Below are 23,860 nucleotides of genomic sequence, written 5' to 3'. Positions count from 1 at the left end.
CGGACTTGACCGGCTGTATGGAGCCCCTTTGCCCATTGATCTGGAGAAAAAAACGATGAAACGCGTTTCCAAGCTGTTTGCTGCCCTGAGCCTGAGCGTGGCCGCCCTGGCCGTCCACGCCGAAAATGTAAAGCTGACCGTGGCTGCCTCGCCGGTGCCGCATGCTGAAATCCTCGAAGCCCTGAAGCCCACCCTGGCCAAGCAGGGCGTGGATCTGCAAGTAAAGGTGTTCAACGACTACGTGTTGCCCAACACCCAGGTAGAAGAAAAGCAGCTGGATGCCAACTTCTTCCAGCACATTCCGTATCTGGACAAGTTCAACAAGGACCGTGGCACCCATCTGGTGGTGGCTTCCAAGCCGGTACACATCGAGCCGTTTGCCGCTTATTCCAGCAAGTACAAGAAAGTGGCTGACCTGCCGCAGGGCGCTACCGTGGCCATCCCGAATGACCCGACCAATGCCGGCCGCGCACTGCTGCTGCTGGATCAGGGCGGTGTGATCAAGCTGAAGGACCGCAAGAACATCTACCCGACCACCAAGGACATCGTGTCCAACCCGAAGAACATCAAGATCAAGGAACTGGAAGCCGCTACCCTGCCGCGCGTGCTGAACCAGGTGGATGTTGCGCTGATCAACGCCAACTACGCGCTGGAAGCCAAGCTGAACCCGAAGCGTGATGCGCTGTTTACCGAAACCACCTCGCCGTATGCCAACCTGCTGGTGGCCCGTGCCGACAACAAGAACAGCGCCGCCATCAAGAAACTGGCTGCTGCGCTGAACAGCCCGGAAGCCAAGAAGTTCATCGAAACCAAGTACCAGGGCGCGGTGATTCCGGCGTTCTGATCCGGACTTGATACGCACTGCTGACTGAAAACGGGATGGCAAACGCCATCCCGTTTTGTATTTGCACGGCTTTCTATTACGCTTTCTGATGCTTTTTTAAGTACACACAAGCTGTTGATAAGCGTATTCATTTTGCTATGCCAGAAAATTCCATAAGAACGGCATGGTTATCTATTTTCTTCATAATCACTGCAGTTTTTCTTGCTTAGTCAGCGGCACGCTGCCGCGTATATTGGTCTGCAAGCCAGATGGCATCAGCCAGGGAGACCAATATGACGCAACTGCAGACCAACACCACCTCCAGCACCACCCCGAATACCAACCAGGCCCGACCTAGCGGCCATCACCTCAGTGCCACCGACGCAGTCAGTGCCAGCGAAGAGCTGCTGGAAATCGCCCGCCTGCGTGCCGCAGACAGCGGCCTTGCCTATACCGGCGCACTGTATCCGCTGGAAGCCTGGTCGCTGGTGGATGCCGGTGTGGCCACGCTGGTGGATGTGCGTACCGCCGAAGAGCGCAAATTCGTCGGCCAGGTGCCTGGCTCGCTGCATGTGGCCTGGCAGACCGGCACGGCGCTGATCAAGAATCCGCGCTTCCTGCGCGAGTTGGAAAACAAGACCGGTGGCAAGGACAGCATCGTGGTGCTGCTGTGCCGCAGTGGCAAGCGTTCCGCTGCCGCGGCCGAGGCAGCCGCCAAGGCCGGCTTTACCCAGGTGTACAACGTGCTGGAAGGGTTTGAAGGCGATCTGGACAGCCAAAACCAGCGCGGCGATGTGGGCGGCTGGCGCTACTGGAACCTGCCTTGGCAGCAGGACTGAAACCCGGCTCCGGCCCGAGTGACGATAGCGCGAGTGCAGCGATGAATGATCTGGTCCGCCCCTTTGGTCCTGCCCAGCCGGTGGTACACGACTGGCATCTGGACAGTGTAGTCAGCGCCCTGCATGCGGCGCGTGCCGACTGGCGGCAAAGCCAGGGCCGTTTGCGGGATTTTTCCACCCGCGAGTTTCCGTCCCGTACCGCCTTGCGTGACATCGTGGCCACGCTGGCAGCGGCGCTGTTTCCGATGCGGCTGGGTCCGCCAGGGCTGCGTGACAGCAGCGAGGACTTTTTCGTCGGCCACAGCCTGGCGGTGGCGCTGGATGCGCTGGCCGAGCAAGTAGTGCTGGAGCTGCGCTATAGCGCCCGCTTGAACGGTTTGTCGGCAGAGGATATCGAGGCCCAGTCGGTGGCCATTGTTCAGCAGTTTGCCGCCGCCTTGCCCGATCAGCGTCGCCTGCTGGATGCCGACATTACCGCCGCCTGGCAAGGCGATCCGGCAGCGCGCAGTGTGGATGAAGTGCTGCTGTGCTATCCCGGCATCAACGCCATTCTGCATCACCGCCTGGCGCACTTGCTGTATCGCGCCGGCCTGCCGCTGGTGGCGCGCATCATTGCCGAAATCGCCCATGGTGAAACCGGTATCGACATTCACCCCGGCGCGCAGATCGGTGCCGGCTTCTTCATCGATCACGGCACCGGCGTGGTGATAGGCGAAACCGCCGTCATCGGTGAGCGGGTGCGGCTGTATCAGGCTGTCACCCTGGGGGCCAAACGCTTCGAACAGGGCGAGGATGGCAGCTTGCTCAAGGGCCAGCCGCGCCACCCCATCGTGGAAGACGATGTGGTGATTTATGCCGGTGCCACCGTGCTGGGGCGCATCACCATTGGGCGTGGCTCCAGCATAGGCGGCAATGTCTGGCTCACCCGCAGCGTGCCGCCGGGCAGTCAGATTAGCCAGGCCAGCCTGCAAGCAGCCCCACCATAGAGCAGCTAACAAAAACCCTGCTGCTGCGTTGCGCCGCCTTGCCGTACTACTTGTACTGTCTGCGGCGGCAGGCCTTGCCCCAGGGACGCTACGCTATTTTGTTAGCCGCTCTTAACCGCACCACTACCAATCACGGATTGACCACCTGATCCCGCTGCATGGGCAGCGGGCAGGGCGGAGCTTTGCCTGCAGGCCGCCGGCAAGGGGGCTGTGTTGCCTGCAGTTTTGTTTCTTCCACCATCCCTTATGGAGCAGACATGTCTCAACATCAGGACGTCAAACAGGCACTGGGCGACAACGCCGCGCGCCAGCTAGCCAATGCCACCAAAACCGTACCGCAGTTGTCCACCATCAGCCCGCGCTGGCTGGTGCATCTGCTGCAATGGTCGCCGGTAGAAGCGGGCATTTTCCGGCTTAACCGTGTCAAGAACGCCGCCGGGGTACAGGTAGCCTGCTCGCAGCGCGACGAATCCGAACTGCCGCAAACCTTTGTCGATTACGAAGAACAGCCGCGTGAGCTGTTCCTCAATGCGGTCACCACCGTGCTGGACGTGCACACCCGCGTGTCCGACCTGTACAGCAGCCCGCACGACCAGATCAAGGAACAGCTGCGCCTGACCATTGAAACCATCAAGGAACGCCAGGAATCCGAGCTGATCAACAACCCGGAATACGGCTTGCTGGCCAATGTGGACGACACCCAGCGCATCTCCACCCTCACCGGCGCACCGACCCCGGACGATCTGGACGAGCTGTTGACCAAGGTATGGAAAGAGCCGGGCTTCTTCCTGGCCCACCCGCTGGCCATTGCCGCCTTCGGCCGCGAATGCACCCGTCGTGGCGTGCCGCCGCCGACCGTAAGCCTGTTCGGTTCGCAGTTCATCACCTGGCGCGGTGTGCCCATCATCCCGTCGGACAAGCTGCCTATCGATGAAGACGGCAAGACCAAGATCCTGCTGCTGCGCGTGGGTGAAAAGCGCCAGGGTGTGATCGGCCTGTACCAGCCGGGTGTGGCCGGCGAACAGAGTCCGGGCCTGTCGGTGCGCTTCATGGGCATCAACCGCAACGCCATCGCGTCCTACCTGATTTCGCTGTATTGCTCGCTGGCCGTGCTGACCGAAGATGCGCTGGCCGTGCTCGAAGACGTGGAGATTGGCAAGTACCATGACTACCCAGATACCTACAAGTAAACCTTCCGGCCTGCCAGACGGCCTGCCGGATGTCGCCCAACTGGCGAATCTGGCCAATGCCTTCTTCAGCGCCTTGCCGGGTCAGGTGCCGGGCAGTGCGCCAGCGGCGTCCAATGGGCTGAATCTGGATGTGGCCGGTCCGCAGCTGTCGCCACAACCGGCCGCTGCCGCCGCACACACGCCGGAACCGGCGGCGCTGGATGGCTTTGGCCGTAGTGGTCCGCATGCCTATGCCGTGCCGGAGGGCTATGGTGCGGCCATTCCGCAACTGGCCGCCGCCCAGCCTTCCGCCCCGTCCGCTGCCGGTGCCGCCGTGCCGTCCTCGCCGTATTACTTTATCGGCGAATCCTCGGCTTACCCGGCATCGTCCAGCAATTTGCCGGTGGATGACCGGGTTACGGCGCAGTCCTTTGGCCTGCCGGGGGCGGATGAGTTGCGCGCCCTGCTGGCCGGTGACAGTCGACAGCCGGTGCTGGCAACACCCGCACAGGGCAATAGCCATGGCTATTACTTTGTCGAGGAGTGGCCGCAGCATGGCAAGGCACCGGATTTCGACCGCAAGGTGGCCAGTCGCGGCCATGGCTTTGATATAAACGCCGTGCGACGTGACTTCCCCATCCTGGCCGAACGGGTGAATGGCAAGCCCTTGATCTGGCTGGACAACGCCGCCACCACGCACAAGCCGCAAGCGGTGATCGACCGGCTGGCCTATTTCTACCAGCACGAAAACTCCAATATCCACCGCGCCGCGCATGAACTGGCGGCACGGGCGACGGATGCCTATGAAGCGGCCCGTAACAAGGTGGCCCGTTTCATTGGCTCTTCCAGCCCGGATCAGGTGATTTTCGTGCGCGGTGCCACCGAAGCCATCAATCTGGTGGCCAATACCTGGGGACGCCAGAATATCGGCGCGGGCGATGAAATCGTGGTGTCGCAGCTGGAACACCACGCCAACATCGTTCCCTGGCAGATGCTGGCAGCAGCCAGTGGAGCCAAAATCCGGGTGATTCCGGTGGATGACAGCGGGCAGATCCTGCTGGACGAATACCGCAAGCTGCTGAACAGCCGTACCAAACTGGTAGCCATCACCCAGGTATCCAATGCGCTGGGCACGGTGACACCGGTGCAGGAAATCGTGGCGCTGGCGCATGCCGCCGGGGCGCGGGTGCTGGTGGATGGCGCGCAGTCGGTTTCGCACATGCGGGTGAACGTACAGGCGCTGGATGCTGACTTCTTTGTGTTCTCCGGGCACAAGGTGTTTGCACCCACCGGCATTGGCGTGGTGTACGGCAAGAAGGAGTTGCTGGACAGCATGCCGCCGTGGCAAGGGGGTGGCAACATGATTGCCGATGTCACCTTCGAGAAAACGCTGTATCAGCCGGCACCCAACAAGTTCGAGGCGGGCACGGGCAATATCGCGGACGCGGTGGGCCTTGGCGCAGCCATCGACTATGTCGAGCGTATCGGGCTGGAAGCCATTGCCCATTACGAGCACGACCTGCTGGTGTATGCCACCCACGGCCTGCAGTCAGTGCCGGGTTTGCGCCTGGTCGGCACGGCAGCCAACAAGGCCAGCGTGCTGTCCTTCGTGCTGCCGGGTTATCGTACCGAGGAAGTGGGCAAGGCGCTGAATCAGGAAGGCATTGCGGTGCGCTCCGGCCACCACTGCGCCCAACCGATTCTGCGGCGCTTCGGGCTGGAAGCCACGGTGCGGCCTTCGCTGGCGTTCTATAACACCTGCGAGGAAGTCGATACCCTGGTAGCGGTATTACAGCGGCTGGCACGGCGGGGTTGAGGGTAATGTAGCAAACAGCAAGGGCCAATGCCATGCATTGGCCCTTGCTGCTTTACAGTCCGGCACGCGGTGCGCTCAGGATCAGACGTAGCCCCAGCAGGCCGATGGCACACGCAGCCAGGCGGTCGATGTGCTGTTTGGCGCTCAGGTAGATGGCCTGTGGCCTGCTGCTGGAAAAGCCGAAGGCCACCAGCGCATACCAGCCAGCCTCCACCAGCAGCACGGCAGGCGGCAGGGCCAGGCTGCACCACAATGCCGGCTGCCTGGGCAGCAGGGCAGCAAAAATGCTGCCATAGACAATTGCGGTCTTGGGGTTGCTCAACTGGGTGGACAGCCCCAGCCAGAAGGCGCGCAGTAGCGGGTCATGCTGTTTGTCATGTGTGGCAGCCAATGTCAGGGGTGTTGTTGCGCCTTGCCAGATACGCAGGGCCAGCCACAGCAGATACACCCCGCCCGCCAGTTTCAGCAAACCATACAGCCAGCCCACGGCGGCCAGCAGGGAGTACAGACCCAGCAAGGCCAGCAGACTGAAAACAGCACCGCCTACACCCATGCCCAGTGCAGTAGCCAGGCCGTGACGACGCGACTGGCTGATGGCGGTGCGGGCCACCACCACAAAGCTGGGGCCGGGGCTGATGGCACCCAGCAAAATGGCGAGCACAATGGCAATGAAAGCGGCTGAAGAACTCATGAATGGCTCTCTGGGCTAAGGGTGAGGGCGGTGGCTGGCGCTGCTGTCTGCTTGCCCGGTCTTTGCGGGCGGCCATTGGCAGCATAACATCATGCGCTTGCCCTTCATGAAAGTGTTGTCATGCCATCCATCCGTCTGATGCAACTGGACGATTACCCCACCGTGCTTACCCTGATGCAGCAAACCCCTGGTATTTCCATCCGCGATGCTGATTCTGAAGAAGCTACCGCGCGTTATCTGGCGCGCAACCCCGGTCTGAGTTTTGTTGCCGAGTGCGATGGCCAGATCGTGGGCTGTGTGATGTCCGGCCATGATGGCCGCCGTGGCTATCTGCAGCATTTGCTGGTGCTGCCGGCCTATCGGCGTCAGGGGTTGGCGCGACGTCTGGTGGATGCCTGCATTGCCGAACTGGCGCGCCAAGGCATCGCCAAGACCCATCTTGATGTATTTCGCAGCAATACCGCCGCGCTCAGCTTCTGGGACCGGCAAGGCTGGCAGCGGCGCGAGGATATCTGCCGCTATTCTTATATTTCCAGCGGCAACAGCCAGGCCTGAACCGGGAGTCGTTAGCACCTCACTGGCGGCAGAGGCCCGCTTGCGCTTACAATGCGGCCCTTTTTTCTCGTCCGGGGGCTGTCATGGAAATGATTTACGCTGTGCAACGCTACGCCGCCACGCGGCCATGGGCCAGACGTGTCGGGCAGCTTTACAGTCAGGCGGTGCAAGCCGAAGCCGTACAACAGGAAGGCATGGCGCTGGTGGTGCGCGAACTGGAACGCGCCGCCCAGGTGTATCCGGCAGCCAGCGCACGTATCGCCATCGAACAGCGGCTGGCCGATGCCTATGGACAGTTTTGCCGCCATGGCCGGGTGATGGCACATCTGGAAAATGGCCTGATGCAGGCGCTGCAGCATACCCGCCTGCCCGCCAATATGCCGGAGCGGCTCACGCTGCCTGCCGATGCCTTCTATCTGCATGCGGGTGAGCAGGGCGGGGCCTTTGTCATGCATCTGCCTGCCAGCAATGCAGTCGCCCTATTGTTGGTAAGCGCTGATTTCTCGGCAAGTGGCAGTGACTGGCTGGCGGATACCGAACAAAGCCTGGCCTTGCTGGTGAATTACCCCGGTGAACTGGCTGCGCCGATGGCCACGGTGGCACCTGAATGGCATGCGTTGTTGAGCACGGTGTTGGGTGGACTAGCCGTCATGACCCAGCCCAAGCTGGAAATGGTGCGTGGCTGGGAAGAGGCCGCCCCGGCGGATGTGGTAGCGCTGGCCAGCCACCCCGGTTGCGTGAAGTCCCGCAAGAAAGGGCGCAGCCAGCTGCTGCAGGCAGGTTACCAGGAGGTAAGCTATTGCCGGATGAATGGGGTGGCTGCAAGCGCGGCTGGCTATGCCAATCAGGGTTACTGGCGACGCCAGGCAGTGAGCGATGCGCAGGGCGGCTCCCGCCTGGTGTGGGTGATGCCGCGCTGATCAGCGCTGTGCCAGCTGGGTGCGCAGGATCTGACGCACCGCCGAGGTTTCAAAGGGCTTGCCCATGATGGCGGACACGCCGGCAGCCTCGGCAGCTGCCAGTTTTTCCATGTTTTCCTCGCTGGAAATCATGATGATGGGAACCGAGCATTGCATGCTGCGGGTGCGGATGTAGCTGGCCAGCTCGCAGCCGTCCATCAGCGGCATGTTGTAGTCGGTCAGCACCAGATCGAACAGGGTGCTGTCGATCAGCGGTACGGCATCCTTGCCACTCCAGGATTCGGTAATTTTCTCGAAGCCCAGTCTTTCCAGTACGGTGCGGATGTGGCGGCGTGCCATCACGCTGTCGTCCACTACCAGGATGTTGAGGTCGGCATAGTCGATATCGCTGTCGGTATCGTTCTGGTTGACGGCCAGGAAATCCATGGTGTCGTTGATGACCTTGCGCAACTGGGGCAGGTCGAAGGGTTTGGGCAAAATGCCCATCAGTCCGGCCTGACGCATGGGGTCAATCAGCTCCGGGTTGGTTTCGCTGGAAATCAGGATGAAGGGCAGGTCGCGCAATTCCGGGTGGCCGCGCATCTGGAAAATCAATTCTCCGGCAGTCATATCCGGCAGGTGAAAGGCACTCATCACCACGTCCGGCTTGTATTTGCCGATGTATTCCAGCAGTGCTTCCCCGGTTTCGAATACTTCCATGCGCGTGATGCCAAGTTCTGCCAGCGCATTGCGGATGATCTGCGCTTGAACCGACGAGCTTTCTGCCAGCGCGACAATCAGATGTTGGGTAGACAGCATGCATGTATCCGTTTTCTGTTGTAAGGCTACATTCCACTATAGGCTGATTGGCTGTGCTGTCAGCATGGCCAATGAAAAAACCCTGCCGCAGGCGACAGGGTTTTTGGCTTATTGCTCCTGATGGTAGCGGGTAATGCGTTCTACCTCTTCCTTGGAACCCAGGAACACCGCAATGCGTTCATGCAGGCCTTGCGGCTGGATGTCCATGATGCGCTGGTGGCCGTTGGTGGCTGCGCCGCCAGCCTGTTCAATGATGAAGGCCATCGGATTGCCTTCGTACATGATGCGCAGCTTGCCGGCTTTGTCCGGATCACGGGCATCTTTCGGATACATGAAGATGCCGCCGCGGGTGATGATGCGATGCACTTCGGCCACCATGGAGGCCACCCAGCGCATATTGTAGTCCTTGCCCAACGGACCGGTTTTGCCTGCCAGCATTTCGTCGACATAGCGTTTTACCGGGGCTTCCCAGTGACGCATATTGGACATGTTGATGGCAAATTCCTGTGTGGTTTCCGGAACCTGCATGTCGGAGTGCGTCAGCACGAAGGAGCCGTGTTCGCGGTCCAGCGTAAAGCCGTGCACGCCGCTGCCGAAGGTCAGCACCAGCATGGTTTGCGGGCCATAAACGGTGTAGCCGGCGGCAACCTGCTTGGTACCCGGCTGCAGGAAGGCTTCCTGGGTGGGGTGATCAATGCCTGCCGGGCAGCGCAGAATGGAGAAGATGGTGCCTACCGAGATATTGACGTCAATATTGGACGAGCCGTCCAGCGGATCGAACATCAGCAGGTATTCGCCCTTCGGGTATTCGCCCGGAATGTGGTAGGGCAGTTCCATTTCTTCCGATGCCATGGCGGCCAGGCTGCCACCCCATTCGTTGGCATCCAGCAGGAAGTCGTTGGCGATCACATCCAGCTTCTTTTGTGCCTCGCCCTGGATATTGCCGGTACCGGCTTCGCCCAGAATGCCGGCCAGTGCACCCTTGTTGACGGAGTAGCTGATGGCCTTGCAGGCGCGGCCAACGGTTTCGATCAGCAGGCGCAGTTCGGGCGGCAGGGTGCCGGCCTTGCGCTGTTGTTCGATCAGAAAGCGGGAAAGGGTGATGCGGCTCATGTCATTCCTTGCGTGCGGTGGATGTGCAAAACGTATCTGGTTCTGGCACAGCGAATCTAATGTCAGGCGGTCATTATAACGAATATGCCTGCATCGTCATGCGCTAACAGCTATCAATAAACGGTGATTCCAGAGAGAGCCTTGTAATGCGGATATTTCTGGCGCTGATTCTGATGTCATGGTTGCCCGGTGCCATGGCGCTGAGCATTTATACCGAAGAATGGCCCCCCATTACCTTTCAGCGTAACGGCATGGCCGATGGCATGGCAGTGGAGGTGGTAAGGGAAATCCAGGCCAGAATCCATGACAACAGCCCGGTGGAGGTGGTGCCGTGGGCGCGTGGCTATCGCGAGCTGGAAAGCACGCCCAACGTCATGCTGTTTACCGTAGGGCGCAGTGATGCGCGTGAAAAGCTGATGACGCTGGTAGGGCCGGTTGCGGTATCGCAAACCGTGCTGCTGTGTCGCAAGGGCGAGTCAGCTGGGCTGCTGGCGCTGGGGAGTGCCATTTACAACAGGCCGGTGGGGGCGTATCGGGGCAGCATCTTTGCTGACGCCGCGGTGGCGGCCGGGTTTACCGAGCTTGATCTGGCACCTACCCCGCAGATCAGTGCACAGAAATTGCTGGGCGGACGCTATGACTTGTGGGTGGAAGGCAGCTTTGTCGTAGCCGCCGTGCTCAAGGATATCCGGCAGTCAGCCGATGCAGTGGAGGTGGTGAGGGTGCTGGAGTCGCTGGAGTTGTACCTGGCGTTTTCGCGGGGCACGTCGGGCAGGGTCATCCGCCGCTGGTATGACGGGTTGGCGGCGATCAAGAAAGATGGCACTTTTCGGCGTATCTACAACAAATGGCTGCCGCACGAGAGTGTGCCAATGGAGGTGAGAGAACTCGGGCTGCCGCCTTCACCCTGAGGAGCGGCAGCCTGTGCTGCTGGCTTAGTCAGCCGGGAAGGCGTGGGCAATCATGTTGGCATTCAGCCCGGCAGCAGGAAAGGGCCGCATCTGGCCGGCTTCCTGTTCCAGCCAGCGGCAGAACGAGGCCACGGTGGAATCGCCCGATGCGGTGCGCGGTACGATCCAGCAATAATCCCGCACCGGCACTACCGGGCTGGATAGCGGTGCCACCAGTTGGCCGGAATCCACCAGCGACTGTGCCATCGGCAGCGGGCCCAGTGCCACGCCCAGGCCATCCAGCGCGGCCTGCAAGGCCAGCGAGAAGCGGTCGAAGTGCAAGCCGCAGGCCGGTTTCAGCTCGGGCACACCGGCCAGGGTCAGCCAGCGTTGCCAGGCGGTGGGGCGTGTGTCGGCATACAGCAGGGTGTGCTGAGCCAGGTCTGCCGGGCTTTCAATCGGAAAACGCTTGAGCAGCGCCGGCGAACACAAGGGCAGCTCGCACTCTTCCAGAAACGGTTTGGCAATATGGCCGGGCCAATCGCCGGGGCCGCGGCGGATGGCAATGTCAAACGGACTGTCCAGCCGGCTGATGTCGCGGTCTGATGTCACCAGATGCAGTTCGACATCCGGGTAGCTTTCGCGAAATACATGCAAGCGCGGCATCAGCCAGTGCATGGCCATGGTGGGGGTGGAGTTGATGGTGAGGCGGCGCTGGTTGTCCGGCTGCAGCAACTGCGAGGTGGCGTTGGCAATCAGGTCCAGCCCGTCCTGCACCTGAATCAGGTAGCGCCAGCCGGTATCGGTCAGCTTCACCCGTCCGCCGGCGCGCTCGAACAGACGCACACCCAGCCATTCTTCCAGCTGCTTGATCTGCTTGCTCACAGCACCGTGGGTAACGAACAGCTCGTCCGCCGCCGAGGAAAAGCTTTCCAGCCTTGCTGCGGCCTCGAATATCCGCAGCGCATTAAGAGGGGGGTAAGTACTCATGGTGTGAGTATAACTCACAGACGATGTTTCGATTACTCGTTTGTAACTGGCATGCAGAGGGCGTAATCTTCCAGCAATCAAAACGGGGTAGAAGGAAATCTCCCCGGACGGTTGCCGCCAGTTGATCCCGCGCTGGCGGCTGACTCATTGCAAACAACCCAAGCAAAAAGGTCCCAAGCTATGCTCGAAGCCTACCGTCAGCATGTTGCAGAGCGCGCTGCACTGGGCATTCCGCCCCTGCCGCTGAACGCCAAGCAAACCGAACAACTGGTCGAACTCCTGAAAAACCCGCCGAAGGGCGAGGAAGATCTGCTGGTCGAGCTGATCACCTTCCGCGTACCGCCGGGCGTGGATGATGCGGCCAAGGTCAAGGCATCCTTCCTGGCCGCCGTTGCCGAAGGCAGCGTGGCTTCGCCGCTGGTTTCCCGCGCCAAGGCCACCGAACTGTTGGGCACCATGCTGGGTGGCTACAACGTCAAGCCGCTGATCGACCTGCTGGCTGACGCCGAAGTGGGCAGCATCGCCGCCGAAGGCCTGAAGAAAACCCTGCTGGTATTCGATTTCTTCCACGACGTGCAAGTGCTGGCCGATGGTGGCAATGCCAACGCCAAGGGCGTGCTGCAAAGCTGGGCCGATGCCGAATGGTTCACCAGCCGTCCGGAAGTGGAAAAGAAAATCACCGTTACCGTATTCAAGGTGCCGGGCGAAACCAATACCGACGACCTGTCGCCGGCACCGGACGCCTGGAGCCGCCCGGACATCCCGCTGCACTACCTGGCCATGCTGAAGAACACCCGTCCGGGTGCTGCCTTCGTGCCGGAAGAAGATGGCAAGCGCGGTCCGATGCAGTTCATCGAAGACCTGAAGAAAAAAGGCCATCTGGTTGCCTACGTGGGCGACGTGGTGGGTACCGGTTCTTCCCGCAAGTCCGCCACCAACTCGGTGGTATGGGCTACCGGCCAGGACATCCCGTTTGTGCCGAACAAGCGCTTTGGCGGTGTAACCCTGGGCGGCAAGATTGCTCCTATCTTCTTCAACACCCAGGAAGATTCCGGCTCGCTGCCGATCGAAGTGGACGTGTCTGCGCTGGAAATGGGCGATGTGATCGACATCTACCCGTACGACGGCAAGATTGAAAAGAACGGTGCCACCGTTGCCAGCTTCCAGCTGAAATCCGACGTGCTGCTGGACGAAGTCCGTGCTGGCGGTCGTATCAACCTGATCATCGGTCGTGGCCTGACCGCCAAGGCGCGCGAAGCGCTGGGTCTGGCTCCGTCCACCGCCTTCCGTCTGCCCAAGGATCCGGTCAATTCCGGCAAGGGCTTCTCGCTGGCACAGAAGATGGTTGGCCGCGCCTGTGGTCTGCCGGAAGGTCAGGGCGTACGTCCGGGCACCTACTGCGAACCGAAGATGACCACCGTGGGTTCGCAAGACACCACCGGCCCGATGACCCGCGACGAGCTGAAGGACCTGGCCTGTCTGGGCTTCTCCGCCGATCTGGTGATGCAGTCCTTCTGCCACACCGCTGCTTATCCGAAGCCGGTGGACGTGAAAATGCACAAGGAACTGCCGGCCTTCATCTCCACCCGTGGTGGCGTTGCGCTGCGTCCGGGCGATGGCGTGATTCACAGCTGGCTGAACCGTCTGCTGCTGCCGGATACCGTGGGTACCGGTGGTGACTCCCACACCCGTTTCCCGATCGGCATTTCCTTCCCGGCCGGCTCCGGTCTGGTGGCTTTTGCCGCTGCTACCGGCGTAATGCCGCTGGACATGCCGGAATCCGTTCTGGTGCGTTTCAAGGGCGAATTGCAGCCGGGCGTCACCCTGCGTGACCTGGTGAATGCCATCCCGCTGTACGCCATCAAGCAGGGTCTGCTGACCGTGGCCAAGGCTGGCAAGAAGAACATCTTCTCCGGTCGCGTACTGGAAATCGAAGGTCTGCCGAACCTGAAGGTTGAACAGGCATTCGAACTGTCCGACGCTTCTGCCGAACGTTCTGCTGCTGGTTGCACCGTGCATCTGAACAAGGAACCCATCGTCGAATACATGCGCTCCAACATCACCCTGATGAAGACCATGATCGCCGACGGCTACGCCGATGCCCGCACCCTGGAACGCCGCATCAAGAAGATGGAAGAGTGGATTGCCAACGGTGAACTGCTGAAGGGTGATGCCGATGCCGACTACGCCGCCGTGATCGAAATCGATCTGGCCGACGTGAAAGAGCCTATCGTGGCCTGCCCGAACGACCCGGACGATGTGAAGTTCATGTCCGAAGTGGCCGGCACCAAGATCGACGAAGTGTTCATCGGTTCCTGCATGACCAATATCGGTCACTTCCGTGCTGCGTCCAAGCTGCTGGAAGGCAAGCGCGACCTGCCGGTCAAGCTGTGGCTGGCGCCGCCGACCAAGATGGATGCGCAGCAGTTGACCGACGAAGGTCACTACGGTGTGTTCGGCATGGCCGGTGCCCGTACTGAAATGCCGGGCTGCTCGCTGTGCATGGGTAACCAGGCGCAGGTGCGTGAAGGCGCTACCGTGATGTCCACTTCCACCCGTAACTTCCCCAACCGTCTGGGCAAGAACACCAATGTGTTCCTGGGTTCGGCCGAACTGGCCGCAATCTGCTCCAAGCTGGGCAAGATTCCGACCGTGGAAGAGTACAAGGCCAATATCGGCATCATCAATGAGAAGAGTGCCGAGGTTTACCAGTATCTGAACTTCGACCAGATCAAGGACTATCAGGACATCGCCGCTACCGTGGCAGTGAACTGATCCCGCCTGTGATCAACAAGAACCCCGCCTGGTGCGGGGTTTTTTGTCTGCTGCGGTTACCTGCGGCCAGCTAGTGCGGATTGGTGGCAAAAAACAGGTACAATCGACAATCTTGTTGCCCTGTAGCGCTGCGTCGGTTTGCTGGTTGGCCAGCGGCTGGATGCAGGCAGCGGTTTGAATGACGAAAGAGGTTGCGGATCGTGTGGTTTGTGTTTGCGCTGATTGGTTTGGGTGTGGCTGGTGGTGTGGCCTGGCGGAAGCTGGGAGGAGGGCAGTCCTGGGTCAAGGGCTTGCCGGAACAGCGCGTACGCCTGCTGAAAAAGCTGGACCAGATGCTGGGTGCCGGCCACGACGAGGCGCTGGATATCACACCGGCAGCCTTTCGTGAGCGCCGCCGCGAGCCGGTTGCCATCCACTTCGATGCTGATGAAGAAAGCCGCCCGTCAGAGTCGGTCGTGCCGCTAAATGAAAAAAGTACACAGCTGCCAGTCGTATCCGGATCGGCAAGCACCGAATTCCGTCAGCCCGTGGCAGCACCATCTCATGCCGATAGGGCAGGACCTGCTGTAGCGGCAGCAGCAGAAGTAGTGACTGCCAAGCGCCAAACCACCGTTCGTACTGCACCGCCGGCAGATCTGCCGCATGTGGAGCTGGCGCGCAGTTACCGCAAGAGCAAGCCCCAGCCCAAACCGGCAGCGGCACCGGTTACCGGCAATCTACCGGTCATCGGGCTGGACGAATTGCAAAACAATATGCACCACGGTGCACGCCGCCGTCAGGCGCAGCGCCAACCGCTGGCAGCTCAGCCAGAACAGAAATCCCTGCCGTTGATTGATCCGCACGAAGTGCGCGCTCAGGTCAATGCTTTGCACAGCAAGCGCCGTAGCGGCGAAGTGCTGGTCGAAAAGCCTGCCGTGGTTCTGCAGCCGGTGCGTTCGGCACCCCTCAAGATCATGCCGACACCGTCGGTGCCGCGTCGCGAGCAGGCACCGGAAGAGCCCGCCATTGTCCGCCACGAACAGCAACCCCGCAGCAAGGCTTACGAAGGTTGGATCCGCCCGCCGGAGGGCAAGGCAGCTGCAAGCAAGACAGCCCAGCCTTCGGCAGCGCTGCCAGCAGGGCTGTCGCTTGCCGATATCCCGGATGCTCCGGCCGCTGGTCTGCCCGCAGCGGCTGCGCGGGTCACGACTATGGTTGGCAGCGTACTTGAGGCAATACCACCGGCAGATACGTTGCCGCCAGTCCTTGCCACAGACAGCATGGTGCCGGAAGCGGCTGAACAAGCTGCTGCTGCCGAACCATCCCTTGCCCAATTGGTGCATACAGTCCATGAAGATGCAGAGCCTGTTGCAACTGAAACTGTTGTCGCTGAGCCGCCTGCAATTGATGCCGGCCAGCCACCACGGCAAGATGCGCCCCTGAATGTGCTTGCAGAACCGATGGCAGCACCTGCTGTTGTTGCCGCCAGCACGCAGTCGTTGTCAGTAGCAGCGCTTCCTGATGATGAAAACAGCTTTACACCAAGCGTTGAGGAGCGTCAGCCCTGGCGCTGGCCTGAGCAACGCCAGCAGGTGCCGCAGCCTGTTGCGCCAGTTGCCCGGGCCGGGCAGGAGCAGGATGCATTGCGCTGGTCGACGATTGTAGAACGGCTGCCGCAGGCCGAAGCAGCAGCTGCAAGCGATAGCCCACTGGTTTGGCATTTGCTGGACGATGCTCAGCCCTCAGTCAGCCTGGCTGCCGACCCTGTGGAAACAGCTACCGCCCTGGCAGATACAGCATCCCCTGATGCATCCGTCGTGCAATCTGCTCTGATGGGGACGGAGGCTACAGACCCCGCCGGGTATGCCCCTGCGAGCGCCGTGCCGCCGGGTACTACGCCAGATGCTGCCCAGCCGTGGAGCTTGCCTGCCCCGGCCGCAGTGCATCGCTCCAGCCTGCCGGTGATCTACGGCGAAGACTGCCTGCCAGGACTGGATTTGCTGCGCCCGGCAGAAGAAGCCACTGCCGTGGTGTCTGAAGATGAATTGCTGGAGCGCGGCATTCTGATTGAGGAAAAACTGGCCGAATTCAAGGTCAAGGTGAGTGTGGTGGATGCCTATGCCGGGCCGGTGATCACCCGTTATGAGGTAGAGCCTGCCGTTGGCGTGCGTGGCAATCAGGTGGTTAACCTGATGAAAGACCTGTCACGGGCGCTGGGGCTGGCGTCAATCCGTGTGGTGGAAACCATACCGGGCAAAACCTGCATGGGGCTGGAGCTGCCCAATGCCAAGCGCCAGATGATAAGGCTGTCAGAAATCTTCTCCGCTGAGGTGTTCCAGCAGCCGGCCTCGCGCCTGACCATGGCGCTGGGCAAGGACATTACTGGCCAGCCGGTGGCCATCGACCTGGCCAAGGCCCCGCACCTGCTGGTGGCGGGCACTACCGGTTCGGGCAAGTCGGTGGGCGTCAATGCCATGATTTTGTCCATGCTGTACAAGGCCACACCGGACGAAGTGCGTTTCATCATGATCGACCCCAAGATGCTGGAACTGTCGGTATACAACGATATTCCGCACTTGTTGGCCCCGGTGGTGACCGACATGAAACTGGCGGCCAATGCGCTTAACTGGTGTGTGGGTGAAATGGAGCGGCGCTACCGGCTGATGAGTGCGCTGGGCGTGCGCAATCTGGCAGGCTACAACGACAAGGTGCGCGAAGCCGAGGTGGCTGGCCGCCGGCTGACCAACCCCTTCAGCCTGACACCTGAAACACCGGAGCCGCTGAATAATCTGCCCTTCATCGTGGTGGTGGTGGATGAATTTGCTGACCTGATGATGGTGGCCGGCAAGAAGATTGAAGAACTGATTGCCCGTCTGGCCCAGAAGGCACGTGCAGCCGGTATCCATCTGATTCTGGCTACCCAGCGGCCGTCGGTGGATGTGATTACCGGTCTGATCAAGGCCAATATCCCTACGCGGATTGCCTTCCAGGTATCCAGCAAGATCGACAGCCGCACCATTCTGGATCAAATGGGTGCGGAAAGCCTGCTCGGCCAGGGTGATATGCTGTTCCTGCCGCCGGGCAGCGGTTATCCGCAACGGGTGCACGGTGCTTTTGTCACCGATGACGAAGTACACGCGGTGGTGGATTTTCTCAAGCAATGGGGTGAGCCGGATTATGTGGAAGGCCTGCTCACCGGCGAGAGCGAGGCGGATGAGGAGTCGGCCGCAGCCACCGCCAAGACTCAGGCGGCTACCGAGAGCGATCCTCTATACGATGAGGCGGTGGAGATTGTGCTGAAAACGCGCAAACCGTCGATTTCTGCGGTGCAGCGCCATCTGCGCATAGGCTATAACCGTGCGGCGCGGCTGATCGAGCAGATGGAAGCCGCCGGCATTGTCAGTGCCATGGAAAGCAATGGCAACCGCACCGTGCTGGTGCCGCAGCGGGAGTTTTGATCGATGTAGGCCTGATGTGTGCCACGCAGGGCAGAGGAAAACAAAAAAGGCAGCCTTGGCTGCCTTTTCCTGTGATGAACAATCTCAGTAGCGACGCTGGCGACGCGGAGGCTGTTCGTCGTTACGGATGCGGATGGGGATCAGCTCGCGCTTTTTCTCCAGCGGGGCAAGCATCATGCCCAGCACAACGGCAAAGGCGGCGATCAGTGCGATCATCAATACGGTTTCCATGGCTGATCTCCCTTGGCTAAGTATGGTTCTATCTGGTTGAACCCTGAATTCATTGTCGGCACAACTGGCTGATTGCTCAAGTTAAATATGCGGCAATTGTAGTTTTTTTCAAGCAAACCTGTGCTATTTCATAGTGATGCAGGTAGCAATCCAAACATCATCTATAAAGTAAGGCATGAACCAATACGTAATGAGCTGGAGAAGGTTTTGACTGCGCCATTCCATGCTGATTCCACCCCGGCGGCACTGGCGTCGGCAGCGGTGCTGCAAGCCATGTTCAACGCGGCAGATTCGGCGTTGCTGGCACTGGATGCTGCAGGCACCATCACCTTGTTCAATCCAGCGGCAGAAAAGCTGCTGGGCTACAAGGCAGACGAATTGCGTGGCCAAAGCCCAAGCTGCCTGCTGACACCGGATAGGCTGGAACAGGAATGCCGTCAGCTGACGCTGCGGCTGGGGCGCAGTATCGCAAGCGCGGAGGTATTCACGGCAGAGGCACAAGCTGGCCGCAGCCTGCAACGCGAGTGGCCATTGCTGGACAAGCAGGGGCGCGAGCATACGGTACGTCTGTCGGTAACCGCCATTGCCACCCCAGGTGCGGACAGCGGCTTCATGCTGGTGTTGCAGGATATTACCGAACTCAAACGCATGCAGCAGTTGATGAGCCGCCAGCATGCATTGTTTGCCACCGGGCCCATGGTGGCATTTTCCTGTAGCCCGGAACGTCCTGATGTCGTGGTTGAAGTCAGCCCTAACGTGGCGGATATTCTGGGTTGTTTTCCCGAGGATATCCTGCTGGAGCCTGCGTGGTGGTTGCAGCGGCTGCATCCGGACGACAGGTCAGCCCTGGCCGATGGCCGTTGGCGGCTGTTGCAGGGGGAAGGCTTTGTTACACGGCGTTATCGCTTTTTGCATGGCAGCGGGCGCTGGTGCTGGCTGGAAGAGCATGTGCAGCTACTGCCTGGCGACGTGGTGCAGGGCTACTGGATTGATGTCAGCAAACAGGTGGAGGGTGAGGACCGGCTGGCAAAGATTGCCAGCAACATTCCCGGCATGCTGTTCAAGTACACCATCGATGCGTATGGCAAAGGTCATTTTGTCTATGTGAGCGAAGGGGTGCGCAATATCTTCGGCATCTCGCCCCAGCAGGCGCGGGAAAACGCAGAACTGGTGGCGCAGCGGGTTTTTCCGGATGATCTGCAACGGGTGCGCGAAGAGGGCGAATCTGCGCTGCGCTATCACCTGCCATGGATATGCGAGTTTCGCATCCTGCTGCCGAATGGGCGGCTGATCTGGGTGGAAGGACGGGCGACGCCGGAGTTGCAGGACGACCAGTCGGTGAGCTGGCATGGCCTGATCTCGGAAATCACCCAGCGCAAGCGTACCGAAGAGGCGCTGCGCGAAAGCCAGGAAAGGCTGGACATGGCCATGCGTGGTGCCAATATCGGCCTGTGGGACTGGCATGTGGCACTGGGGCGTCTGGATTTCAACCAGCAGCTGGTGAACATGCTGGGTTACGACTATCACACCCTGCACAATAATCCGGCGCAGTGGCAGGCGCTGGTGCATCCGGATGATCTGTCCACCGTGCGGCACAATATTCGTGTGTTGCTCAAGCGCGAGGCACAGCAGTACCGCATTGAGTACCGGCTGATCAAACGCAATGGCGAAATCATGTGGATTCTGGACAAGGGCCAGGCTACCGAGCTGGATAGCAACGGCAATGTCTGCCGCATTGTTGGCACCGTGCAGGACATCACCACCCACAAGCAGGCGCAGAAGCTGCTGGAAAACAGCGAGGCGCACTTTCGCATGCTGTTCCAGAATCATGGTGCAGTGATGATTCTGATCGATCCTGCCAGCGGCCAGATCGTGGATGCCAATTCATCCGCCGAGCGCTTTTATGGCTATAGCCGTGCCGAGCTGGTGGGCATGCCGATGAGCCAGATCAACCAGATGGAGGACGAACGGGTACGTGGCACCATGGGGGTGGCCTTGTTGCAGGCGCATAACCATTTCACCTTTACTCACCGGCTGGCCAGCGGCGAGTTGCGCACCGTGGACGTGCATTCCTCGCCAGTGGATTCCGGTGGCCGCACCCTGCTGTTTTCCATCATCCACGACATTACCGCACGCCGGCAGGCCGAGGATGCGCTCTCCACCCTGCAGCGCCAGTTGCTGGCCATTATCGAGAATTTCCATGGTGCCATGCTGCTGGAAGACCAGAATGGTGCCGTGGTGCTGGTCAACCACCAGTATTGTGAAATGTTCATGCCGGAGCGCAGTCCGGAGCAGATCAAGAATGACAGCCGTTTGCATGTGGCTGCCGAAGCGGCCTGCTGTTTTGCCGAGCCGGAACGGCTGATGCAGCGGCTGGAAGAATTGCAGCACTCGCGCCAGATGGTGCTGGGAGAGGAATGGGAGCTGGTCGATGGCCGTATGCTGGAGCGCGATCATGTGCCCATCTTCATCGAAGGCCGGCTGCGCAGCGTACTGTGGGTCTACCGCGACATCAGCAGCCGTAAGAAACAGGAGGAGGCCCTGCGCCTGCTGGCTACCACGGATGCGCTGACCGGCATTGCCAACCGGCGCAGTTTCATGGAAAAGCTGGGCGACGAATTTGCCCGCTTCATGCGCTTTAGCAATCCGGTGGCGGTGCTGATGCTGGATATCGATCACTTCAAGCAGGTCAACGATACCTGGGGGCATGCAGTAGGTGACAAGGTGCTGCACGAATTTGCTGCCATCTGCCAGCAGGAAGTGCGCAAGGTGGATGTGCTGGGCCGGCTGGGCGGGGAAGAATTTGCCGTCATCCTGCCTGGTAGTGGCATGGCGGGGGCGCTGGCGCTGGCGGAAAGGCTGCGCGAAGCGGTGTGCGCCCGTGAGATCAAGGCGGGAGAGGCATCGTTGCAAATCCGCACCAGCATCGGCGTGAGTTGCTTTTCACGCCAGCAGCAGGATGCCGCCGTGGCGCTGGCGCTGGCCGACCAGGCTCTGTATGAGGCCAAGCTGGCCGGGCGCGATCAGGTGAAGGCTTTTGATGGCAATGGTCAGCATTTTCCACCCATTGCGCCGGCAGGGAGCTAGGCGGCGGGGAGGGGGGATGCAGGTGCAGTCTGTTTCAGGCTGCGCATGGCGCGGTCCACGCCATCCAGCGTTAGCGGAAACATGCGTTGCTGCAGCAGGGTACGCATCATCTGCAGGGATGGGGTGTAGTCCCAGTATTGCTCGGCCACCGGATTGAGCCATGCGGCATGACGGAACTGCGCCAGCAGGCGCTGCATCCATGCTTCACCGGATTCCGGATTCATGTGTTCCACGCTGCCGCCCGGATAGCTGATTTCATACGGGCTCATGGTGGCGTCACCCACCAGAATCAGCTTGTAGTCCTTGCCGAAGGTGTGGATCAAGTCCCAGGTGGACAGGCTGCTGCTCTGGCGGCGCTGGTTGTCCTTCCACACGGTTTCGTAGACGCAGTTGTGGAAGTAGTAGTACTCCAGATGCTTGAACTCGCTTTTGACGGCGGAGAACAGCTCTTCTACTGCCTTGATGTGGTCGTCCATCGAACCGCCGACGTCAAACAGCACCAGCACCTTCACGGTATTGCGCAGCTCCCGCACCATCTGTAGCTGTAGCAAGCCTGCATTGCGGGCGGTGGCGGCAATGGTGGCATCCAGGTCCAGTACTTCCTCGGCGCCATCGCGGGCAAATTCGCGCAGCCGGCGCAAGGCCAGCTTGATGTTGCGGCTGCCCAGCTCTGCTGCATTGTCGAAATTGCGGAATTCCCGTTTGTCCCACACCTTTACCGCGCGGCGGTGGCGCGAGCCATCCTGGCCGATGCGTATGCCTTCCGGATTGTAACCGTAGGCACCAAACGGGCTGGTGCCGCCAGTGCCTATCCATTTGTTGCCGCCCTGATGCCGCTCATTTTGTTCTTCCAGCCGCTGGCGCAGGGTGTCCATCAGCTTGTCCCAGCCCATGGCCTGCAACTGCTGCTTTTCTTCTTCGCTGAGGAATTTCTCCACCTGTTTGCGCAGCCACTCTTCCGGAATCTGCGTTTGTAAATCGTCCAGTTGCAAGGTTTTGCCATGGAAGTAGTGGCTGAATGCTTGATCGAAACGGTCGTAATGCTTTTCATCCTTGATCAGCGTGGTGCGTGCCAGGAAGTAAAAGGCGTCCAGGCTGCCAAAAGCAACATGCTGCTTCAGCGCTTCGAGCAGGGTGAGGAATTCCTTGAGCGATACCGGCAGGCCGGCGTCGCGCAATGTATAAAAGAAATTGATCAGCATGGTGGCTTCGTGCAGCGTGACAGGGAAAAATCCAGATGCTATTCTGGCTTTAGAGTCGTGGCTCTAAACGACCGTTTGCCGGATGGAACAACACGAGGATAGCACAATGAATGTCATGCCGATGATGCCTGACACTGAAGCAGATCTGCAGGAGGGCTATGCGGCGTTACGTACCGCCGCCGATAGCGAACGCTTCCCCGGCCTGGCCCGTCGCCGTGGCTGGCTGGATGCACTGGAACAGCTGATCCAGCACAACCGCTCGGCACTGATTGCCGCCGTCAATGCCGACTTCGGTCAGCGCAGCAGTGTGGAAACGCAACTGGGTGAGCTGTTTCCCAGCCTGGAAGAGTTGCGTCGGGCACGGCGCAAGTTGGGCGGCTGGATGCAGCCGCAGCGGCGGCCGGTTTCCATCTGGTTCCGCCCGGCGCGTAACCGGCTGTTACCGCAACCATTGGGCGTTGTGGGCATTGTCGTACCGTGGAACTATCCGCTGTTTCTGGCGCTGGGGCCGCTGGTTGGTGCGCTGGCTGCCGGCAACCGGGTGATGATCAAGATGTCCGAGCTTACCCCGGTTACCGGCCAACTGCTGGCCGAGCTGGTGGCCCGCTATTTCGAGCCGGGCCTGGTCTGTGTGATCAATGGCGGCCCTGAGTTGTCACAGGCGTTTACCCGCCTGCCTTTTGACCACCTGTTGTTTACCGGCTCCACCGCCGTGGGTCGGCATGTGATGCGGGCCGCGGCGGACAATCTGACGCCGGTGACACTGGAGCTGGGTGGCAAGTCGCCGGCCATCGTGGCACGCGATGCCGACTTTGCCCACGCCGCAGAATCCATTATTGCCGGCAAGATGTTCAATGCAGGCCAGACCTGTGTGGCACCGGATTATGTGCTGGTGAATGCCAAGGATCGCGATCGCCTGCTGGCCATGCTGGATGCCGCCGCCACCCGGGCCTATCCCACATTGGCGCATAACACTGACTACAGCAGCATCATCCACCCGCGCCATTATCAGCGCCTGCAGCAATGGCTGGCCGAGGCCGAAGCTGCCGGTGCCAGAATCTGCCAGGTCAATCCGGCTGCGGAGGACTTGCGGGCAGTACGCAAGATCCCGCTGACGCTGGTGCTGGATTGCCCGCCGCACTGTGCACTGATGCAGGAGGAAATATTCGGCCCCATCCTGCCGGTGCTCAGCTACGACCGTTTCGACGATGCCATTGCCCATGTCAATGCCAGGCCACGGCCGCTGGCGCTCTACCTGTTTGATCGCGACCCGGTGCGCATCGACAAGGTTTTGCAGCAGACCATCTCCGGTGGTGTGTGTATCAACGAAACCGTATTGCACGTGGTACAGGATGCCATGCCCTTTGGCGGCGTCGGGCCTTCGGGTATGGGCCATTACCATGGCTACGAAGGCTTTCTCACTTTCTCCAAGCTCAAGCCGGTATTCGAGCAAAGCCGCTGGGCCGGCACCTGGCTGACCCGTCCGCCCTATGGGCGTGCGGTGCAATGGCTGCTGCGACTGATGCTGAGGGGATGAG

At 60.5% G+C, this 23,860-nt stretch carries 18 protein-coding genes; 12 read left to right on the top strand and 6 right to left on the bottom strand.

Features of this window, described 5'->3' with window-relative positions; translation table 11 throughout:
- Positions 1 to 55: 55 nt before the first annotated feature.
- From GSR16_RS10785 to GSR16_RS10765, 5 genes are all read left to right on the top strand, one after another.
- On the top strand, positions 56 to 844 hold the full coding sequence (locus tag GSR16_RS10785) for a MetQ/NlpA family ABC transporter substrate-binding protein (RefSeq protein ID WP_159877253.1): 789 nt from the start codon (positions 56 to 58) through the stop codon (positions 842 to 844).
- A gap of 272 nt (positions 845 to 1,116) precedes the next feature.
- Positions 1,117 to 1,662, top strand: coding sequence for a rhodanese-like domain-containing protein (locus tag GSR16_RS10780; protein ID WP_159877251.1), 546 nt, complete (start codon positions 1,117 to 1,119; stop codon positions 1,660 to 1,662).
- Positions 1,663 to 1,703: 41 nt separating this feature from the next.
- Entirely contained in the window at positions 1,704 to 2,648 is a 945-nt protein-coding gene (gene epsC / locus GSR16_RS10775) for a serine O-acetyltransferase EpsC (RefSeq protein WP_159877249.1), read from the top strand.
- A 257-nt stretch (positions 2,649 to 2,905) separates the two neighbouring features.
- On the top strand, positions 2,906 to 3,838 hold the full coding sequence (locus GSR16_RS10770; protein ID WP_045844953.1) for a family 2A encapsulin nanocompartment shell protein: 933 nt from the start codon (positions 2,906 to 2,908) through the stop codon (positions 3,836 to 3,838).
- Positions 3,813 to 5,633 carry a family 2A encapsulin nanocompartment cargo protein cysteine desulfurase gene (locus tag GSR16_RS10765; RefSeq protein WP_159877246.1) on the top strand — a complete coding sequence of 607 codons (1,821 nt, stop codon included), beginning with the start codon at positions 3,813 to 3,815 and terminating at the stop codon, positions 5,631 to 5,633. Before GSR16_RS10770 ends, GSR16_RS10765 begins: the two co-directional genes overlap by 26 nt.
- A gap of 52 nt (positions 5,634 to 5,685) precedes the next feature.
- On the opposite strand, the gene GSR16_RS10760 is transcribed toward GSR16_RS10765, so the two are convergent.
- Positions 5,686 to 6,324 carry a LysE family translocator gene (locus GSR16_RS10760; RefSeq protein WP_159877244.1) on the bottom strand — a complete coding sequence of 213 codons (639 nt, stop codon included), beginning with the start codon at positions 6,322 to 6,324 and terminating at the stop codon, positions 5,686 to 5,688.
- A gap of 120 nt (positions 6,325 to 6,444) precedes the next feature.
- Here GSR16_RS10760 and GSR16_RS10755 point away from each other — a divergent pair, with 120 nt between their 5' ends.
- Both GSR16_RS10755 and GSR16_RS10750 read left to right on the top strand, forming a co-directional pair.
- On the top strand, positions 6,445 to 6,879 hold the full coding sequence (locus GSR16_RS10755; RefSeq protein WP_159877242.1) for a GNAT family N-acetyltransferase: 435 nt from the start codon (positions 6,445 to 6,447) through the stop codon (positions 6,877 to 6,879).
- Positions 6,880 to 6,962: 83 nt separating this feature from the next.
- The gene (locus GSR16_RS10750; RefSeq protein ID WP_240902461.1) at positions 6,963 to 7,799 is read left to right on the top strand and encodes a hypothetical protein; all 837 of its coding nucleotides are present in this window, start codon (positions 6,963 to 6,965) and stop codon (positions 7,797 to 7,799) included.
- On the opposite strand, the gene GSR16_RS10745 is transcribed toward GSR16_RS10750, so the two are convergent.
- Positions 7,800 to 8,597, bottom strand: coding sequence for a response regulator (locus GSR16_RS10745; RefSeq protein WP_159877240.1), 798 nt, complete (start codon positions 8,595 to 8,597; stop codon positions 7,800 to 7,802).
- 108 nt (positions 8,598 to 8,705) lie between these two features.
- Positions 8,706 to 9,710, bottom strand: coding sequence for a class 1 fructose-bisphosphatase (locus tag GSR16_RS10740; RefSeq protein ID WP_159877238.1), 1,005 nt, complete (start codon positions 9,708 to 9,710; stop codon positions 8,706 to 8,708).
- A gap of 146 nt (positions 9,711 to 9,856) precedes the next feature.
- Between GSR16_RS10740 and GSR16_RS10735 the strand changes: the two genes are divergently transcribed.
- On the top strand, positions 9,857 to 10,621 hold the full coding sequence (locus GSR16_RS10735; RefSeq protein ID WP_159877236.1) for a substrate-binding periplasmic protein: 765 nt from the start codon (positions 9,857 to 9,859) through the stop codon (positions 10,619 to 10,621).
- A 24-nt stretch (positions 10,622 to 10,645) separates the two neighbouring features.
- On the opposite strand, the gene gcvA is transcribed toward GSR16_RS10735, so the two are convergent.
- Positions 10,646 to 11,590 (bottom strand): transcriptional regulator GcvA, encoded by a 945-nt coding sequence (gcvA, locus tag GSR16_RS10730; RefSeq protein WP_159877234.1) that lies wholly within the window; start codon positions 11,588 to 11,590, stop codon positions 10,646 to 10,648.
- A gap of 180 nt (positions 11,591 to 11,770) precedes the next feature.
- Between gcvA and acnB the strand changes: the two genes are divergently transcribed.
- Complete coding sequence (gene acnB, locus GSR16_RS10725) at positions 11,771 to 14,365, top strand: bifunctional aconitate hydratase 2/2-methylisocitrate dehydratase (protein ID WP_159877232.1); 2,595 nt, start codon at positions 11,771 to 11,773, stop codon at positions 14,363 to 14,365.
- Positions 14,366 to 14,565: 200 nt separating this feature from the next.
- Positions 14,566 to 17,802 carry a DNA translocase FtsK gene (locus tag GSR16_RS10720; protein WP_240902460.1) on the top strand — a complete coding sequence of 1,079 codons (3,237 nt, stop codon included), beginning with the start codon at positions 14,566 to 14,568 and terminating at the stop codon, positions 17,800 to 17,802.
- An 84-nt stretch (positions 17,803 to 17,886) separates the two neighbouring features.
- Here GSR16_RS10720 and GSR16_RS10715 read toward each other — a convergent pair whose 3' ends face one another.
- Positions 17,887 to 18,033 carry a hypothetical protein gene (locus GSR16_RS10715; RefSeq protein ID WP_159877230.1) on the bottom strand — a complete coding sequence of 49 codons (147 nt, stop codon included), beginning with the start codon at positions 18,031 to 18,033 and terminating at the stop codon, positions 17,887 to 17,889.
- 207 nt (positions 18,034 to 18,240) lie between these two features.
- Between GSR16_RS10715 and GSR16_RS10710 the strand changes: the two genes are divergently transcribed.
- The gene (locus GSR16_RS10710) at positions 18,241 to 21,120 is read left to right on the top strand and encodes a PAS domain S-box protein (RefSeq protein ID WP_159877228.1); all 2,880 of its coding nucleotides are present in this window, start codon (positions 18,241 to 18,243) and stop codon (positions 21,118 to 21,120) included.
- Here GSR16_RS10710 and GSR16_RS10705 read toward each other — a convergent pair.
- A complete protein-coding gene (locus GSR16_RS10705; RefSeq protein WP_159877226.1) occupies positions 21,117 to 22,322 on the bottom strand; it encodes a vWA domain-containing protein in 1,206 nt (401 codons plus the stop codon). The two genes, GSR16_RS10710 and GSR16_RS10705, sit on opposite strands and share 4 nt — an antisense overlap.
- Before the next feature lie 106 nt (positions 22,323 to 22,428).
- Between GSR16_RS10705 and GSR16_RS10700 the strand changes: the two genes are divergently transcribed.
- Positions 22,429 to 23,859, top strand: a complete 1,431-nt coding sequence (locus tag GSR16_RS10700) for a coniferyl aldehyde dehydrogenase (protein ID WP_205677408.1) — start codon at positions 22,429 to 22,431, stop codon at positions 23,857 to 23,859.
- Position 23,860 lies beyond the last annotated feature (1 nt).

The sequence above is a fragment of the Aquitalea denitrificans genome, from assembly GCF_009856625.1.
In the GTDB taxonomy this organism is placed as follows: Bacteria; Pseudomonadota; Gammaproteobacteria; order Burkholderiales; family Chromobacteriaceae; genus Aquitalea; species Aquitalea denitrificans.
The sequence above is the reverse complement of the archived record's forward strand: the minus strand, read 5'-3'. Positions and strand labels throughout refer to the sequence as shown.